We start from the raw sequence: 4702 nt of genomic DNA, 5'->3' as shown, positions 1-4702 counted from the left end.
CGCAGCTACGGCTGCGAGCTCGTCATTCCGCCGCTGCTGGAGCATCTCGACTCGCTGCTTTCCGGCACGGGCAGTGGCTCCGAAATCAAGCTCTTCAAGCTGGTTGACCAGCTCTCGGGCCGGTCGCTTGGCCTGCGTGCCGATACGACGCCCCAGGTCGCCCGCATCGACGCCCACCTGCTGAACCGCCAGGGCGTGACCCGCCTGTGCTACTGCGGGCCCATCGCGCACACGCGGCCGGACGGCCTTAATACCAGCCGCGAGCCCTTGCAGTTCGGTGTCGAGATCTATGGCCATGCCGGCCTGGAAGCCGACCTTGAGGTGCATGAATTGGCCTTGGACGCGCTGCGCCGAGCCGGCTTGAGCGACGTGATGCTGGACCTTGGCGACGCCCGCCTGCTGCAAGGCGTGCTGGACGGCATCAAGCTGGCGCCAGAGACGCTGGAAGCGCTGACGGCGGCACTGGCCGCCAAGGACCTCTCCGCATTGGCCGCGCTGAGCGCTGGCATGCCTGCCGTCACACGCGGTGCTTTGCTGACCTTGCCCAGTCTGTTCGGTGGCCGGGAAGTGCTGGCAGAGGCCGCGCGGCGCCTGCCGGATCACCCGCTCGTCAAGGCGGCCCTGGCCGACCTGGACTGGCTCGCCGGCCATCTGGCTGCTGTTCATCCCGAGGTCAGCCTGGGCTTTGACCTGGCTGACCTGCAGGGCTATGCCTACTACACCGGCATCCGCTTCGCCGCCTATGCCTCGGGCTGCTCCGATGCCGTGCTGCGTGGCGGACGCTATGACGAGGTCGGCGCCGCCTTCGGCCGTCGCCGCCCGGCCGTCGGTTTCAGTCTGGACCTGAAGACGCTGGTGGGCCTGGTGCCGGCCACGCCTTTGCGCGCCGCCGTGCGCGCGCCGTGGGGCGAGGATGCCTCACTGCGCCAGGCTGTGCGGGCCTTGCGTGAGCAAGGAGAGACCGTGGTCTGCGTGCTGCCGGGCCATGAGCACGAGGCCGATGAATTCGACTGTGACCGCGAACTGGTTCGCGAGCACACTGACTGGATCGTCCGCGCGCTTTGAGCGCCGGCGGCCCTTCCCAATCCAAAGCTAGCAGGCAAACAAGATGCAGAGCCAAACCGCGCGTGGACGCAATGTGGTCGTCGTCGGCACCCAATGGGGTGACGAGGGCAAGGGCAAGGTCGTGGACTGGATGACGGATCACGCCCAGGGCGTGGTGCGCTTCCAGGGCGGCCACAACGCAGGCCACACGCTGGTCATCAAGGGCGTGAAGACCGCGCTGCAGCTGATCCCCAGCGGCATCATGCGCGACGGCGTGGCCTGCTACATCGGCAACGGCGTCGTGGTGGACCCTACCCACCTGCTGACCGAGATCGAGCGCCTGGAAGCGGCCGGCGTCGAGGTGCGTTCGCGCCTGTTCATCAGCGAGTCCTGCCCGCTGATCCTGCCCTTCCACGTTGCCGTGGACAAGGCGCGCGAACAGCTGCGCGAGACCAGCGGCAGCGGCAAGATCGGCACCACGGGCAAGGGCATCGGCCCGGCCTACGAGGACAAGGTCGCCCGCCGCGCGCTGCGCGCCCAGGACCTGAAGCACCCCGAGCGCTTTGCCAAGAAGCTACGCGAGTTGCTGGAGCTGCATAACTTCGCGCTGCGTGGCTATCTGCACGGCGAGGAGCTGGCCTTCGAGCCCATCTTCGAGCAGGCCATGAAGATGGCCGAGGCCATCAAGCCCATGCTGGCCGACGTCGGCTACATGATCCACAAAGCGAGCAAGGCTGGCGCCAACATCCTGTTCGAAGGCGCCCAAGGCACGCTGCTGGACATCGACCACGGCACCTATCCCTACGTGACGTCCAGCAATTGCGTGGCCGGCAATGCCGCCGCCGGCGCTGGCGTCGGCCCGCAGATGCTGCACTACATGCTGGGCATCACCAAGGCCTACACGACGCGCGTTGGCTCCGGTCCCTTCCCGACCGAGCTGGACTGGGAGACGCCCGGGACCGTGGGCTACCACCTGTCCACCGTCGGCCAGGAGCGCGGCACCGTGACCGGCCGCGCGCGCCGCTGCGGCTGGCTGGACGCCGCCGCGCTGAAGCGCTCCATCATCATCAACGGCATCACCGGCCTGTGCCTGACCAAGCTGGACGTGCTGGACGGCTTGACCGAGATCAAGATGTGCGTGGGCTACCAGCTCGACGGCAAGCTGCTCGACATCCTGCCGCTGGACGCCGACGAGATCGAGGCCTGCGAGCCCGTGTTCGAGACCTTCCCGGGCTGGACCGAGACCACCTTTGGCGTCACTGCCTGGGACAAGTTGCCGGCCAATGCTCGCAGCTATCTGAAGCGCGTGGAAGAAGTCATCGGCGCGCCCATCGACATGGTCTCGACCGGCCCCGACCGCGAGCACACCATCGTGCTGCGCCACCCCTATTCGTCCTGAAATTCGCCCGACACTTCAAACCTATTCGACGGAGACCCCGCCATCATGCTGACCGACGACGGCAAACACCTCTACGTGTCCTGGGACGAGTACCACCTGCTGACCGAGCGCCTGGCCCTCAAGGTGCACGCTTCGGGCTGGCAGTTCGACCAGATCCTCTGCCTGGCCCGCGGTGGCATGCGCCCGGGCGACGTGCTGTCGCGCGTCTTCGACAAGCCCCTGGGCATCATGTCGACCAGCTCCTACCGCGCCGAGGCCGGCACCATCCAGGGTCGCCTGGACATGGCCAAGTACATCACCATGCCCAAGGGCGAACTGGCCGGCCGCGTGCTGCTGGTGGATGACCTGGCCGATTCGGGCGTCACGCTGAAGGCCGTGGTGGAGCGCCTGCGCGGCATGCCGTCCATCACCGAGTTGCGCTCGGCGGTCATCTGGACCAAAAAGGTTTCTGCCTACATGCCGGACTACTACTGCGAGATGCTGGAAACCTCGCCGTGGATCCATCAGCCGTTCGAGGAGTACGACGGCATGGGGCCGGAGCTGCTGGCGAAGAAGTTCGCTGTTTGAGGGGAACGAGGGCGTGGCACGACAGAACTCGGTTTGTGCCACCACTCGCCGAAGCGCCCATCGAGGGCGCATCGGCGGGGACTCGGTCACCTCCGGCGACCCCGGCAGGCGGCTTCGCGCTTGCAAGCGCGAAGCCTTCATCGAGGCGTCGGGCAAGCCGCGGGGCTTGCCCTCGGTCCTCGGTGACGTGCCCTTCGAGTCCTCTCCTGGGCGCCAAAAGACAAAAGGCCAGCACTTGCGTGCTGGCCTTTTGTCTTTTGTTTTGGTGCCCAGGAGAGGACTCGAACCTCCACGGAGTTACCCGCTAGTACCTGAAACTAGTGCGTCTACCAATTCCGCCACCTGGGCTAGTTGCTCAAGACTTCAAACGAAGTGCCTGGGCCGTTTCAGGAAAGCAAGGATCATATCATTAAAAACTTGAAGAACTCAAACCCGTCGACTAAGGGCGAAGGTGCCGGCCTGCTCGGCGAAGTCGAAGGCACGTTGCAGGGTCATCGCGATGGCCATGGTTTCCTGATCCCCGACGACGGTGCCGCCGACGTCTATCTGTCGTCGCAGGAAACGCATGCCGTCATGCACGGCGACCGGCTGCGCGTGCGCGTCGTGCGCTTCGACAAGCGCGGTCGTCCGGAGGGCAAGGTGCTCGAGATCCTCGAGCGCAAGAAGCGGCCGCTGATCGGCCGCCTGTTGCTCGAGTCCGGTATCTGGCTGGTTGCGCCCGAGGACCGGCGCATGGGCCAGGACATCCTGATCCCCAAGAACGGCATCGCCAACGCGACCGCAGGGCAGGTTGTTGCTGTCGAGTTGACTGAGCCGCCGTCGCTGTACTCGCAACCTGTCGGTCGTGTCGTCGAAGTGCTCGGCGAGATCGACGATCCCGGCATGGAGATCGAGATCGCGGTGCGCAAGTACGACGTGCCGCATCGCTTCAGCCCCGAAACGTTGACGCAGAGCGCCAAGCTGCCTGAGAAGCTGCGCGCCGCCGATCTCAAGCACCGCATCGACCTGCGCGACGTGCCGCTGGTCACCATCGATGGCGAGGATGCGCGCGACTTCGACGACGCCGTCTACTGCGAACCCTTCAAGCAGGGGCGTGGCAAGAAGGCCGTCGAGGGCTGGCGCCTGCTGGTGGCCATTGCCGACGTGTCGCACTACGTGAAGCCCGGCGAGCCGCTGGACGCCGATGCCTACGAACGGGCGACGTCGGTCTACTTCCCACGCCGTGTCATCCCGATGCTGCCCGAGAAGCTGTCCAACGGGCTGTGCTCGCTGAACCCGTATGAAGACCGGCTCAGCATGGTCTGCGACATGCTCGTGTCCACCGATGGCACGGTCAGCGCCTACCAGTTCTATTCGGCCGTGATCTGCTCACACGCCCGCTTCACCTACACCGAGGTCGCGGCCGTCCTGGCCAACACCCATGGCCCCGAGGCCGCCAAGCGCCGCGAGCTGGTGCCGCATCTGCTGCATCTGCACGAGGTCTATCGCGCGCTGCTGGCAGAGCGGGGCCGCCGTGGCGCCATCGACTTCGAGACCACCGAGACGCAGATCGTCTGCGACGACAACGGCCGTATCGAGAAGATCATCCCGCGCACGCGCAACGACGCGCACCGGCTGATCGAGGAGGCGATGCTGGCCGCGAACACCTGCTCGGCCGATTTCATCCAGTCGTCCAAGCACCACTCGCTCTAC

The 4702-nt window shown here is 66.0% G+C and carries 4 protein-coding genes and 1 tRNA gene; 4 read left to right on the top strand and 1 reads right to left on the bottom strand.

Going from position 1 to position 4702, the window contains the following annotated elements:
* From AC1DU6_RS20490 to AC1DU6_RS20480, 3 genes are all read left to right on the top strand, one after another.
* Positions 1–1065: ATP phosphoribosyltransferase regulatory subunit (locus AC1DU6_RS20490; protein WP_477859211.1), on the top strand; the 1065-nt coding region annotated here is incomplete at its 5' end.
* Between the two features lie 43 nt (positions 1066–1108).
* A complete protein-coding gene (locus AC1DU6_RS20485; protein WP_477859209.1) occupies positions 1109–2443 on the top strand; it encodes an adenylosuccinate synthase in 1335 nt (444 codons plus the stop codon).
* Between the two features lie 45 nt (positions 2444–2488).
* On the top strand, positions 2489–3010 hold the full coding sequence (locus tag AC1DU6_RS20480; protein WP_056198151.1) for a phosphoribosyltransferase: 522 nt from the start codon (positions 2489–2491) through the stop codon (positions 3008–3010).
* 263 nt (positions 3011–3273) lie between these two features.
* Here the strand turns inward: AC1DU6_RS20480 and AC1DU6_RS20475 are convergent.
* Positions 3274–3358, bottom strand: a tRNA-Leu gene (locus AC1DU6_RS20475).
* 60 nt (positions 3359–3418) lie between these two features.
* Between AC1DU6_RS20475 and AC1DU6_RS20470 the strand changes: the two genes are divergently transcribed.
* The coding region (locus AC1DU6_RS20470) for a ribonuclease R family protein (protein ID WP_477859213.1) at positions 3419–4702 on the top strand (1284 nt) is incomplete at its 3' end.

Source organism: Roseateles sp. P5_B10, from assembly GCF_056400485.1.
Note: the sequence above shows the minus strand (reverse complement) of the source record. Positions and strands in the feature narration are given on the sequence as shown.

What these genes read in the sequence shown, in the direction of transcription:
- AC1DU6_RS20485 (WP_477859209.1), top strand. Translation starts at nt 1,109, where the DNA reads ATGCAGAGCCAAACCGCGCGTGGACGCAATGTGGTCGTCGTCGGCACC.
- AC1DU6_RS20480 (WP_056198151.1), top strand. Translation starts at nt 2,489, where the DNA reads ATGCTGACCGACGACGGCAAACACCTCTACGTGTCCTGGGACGAGTAC.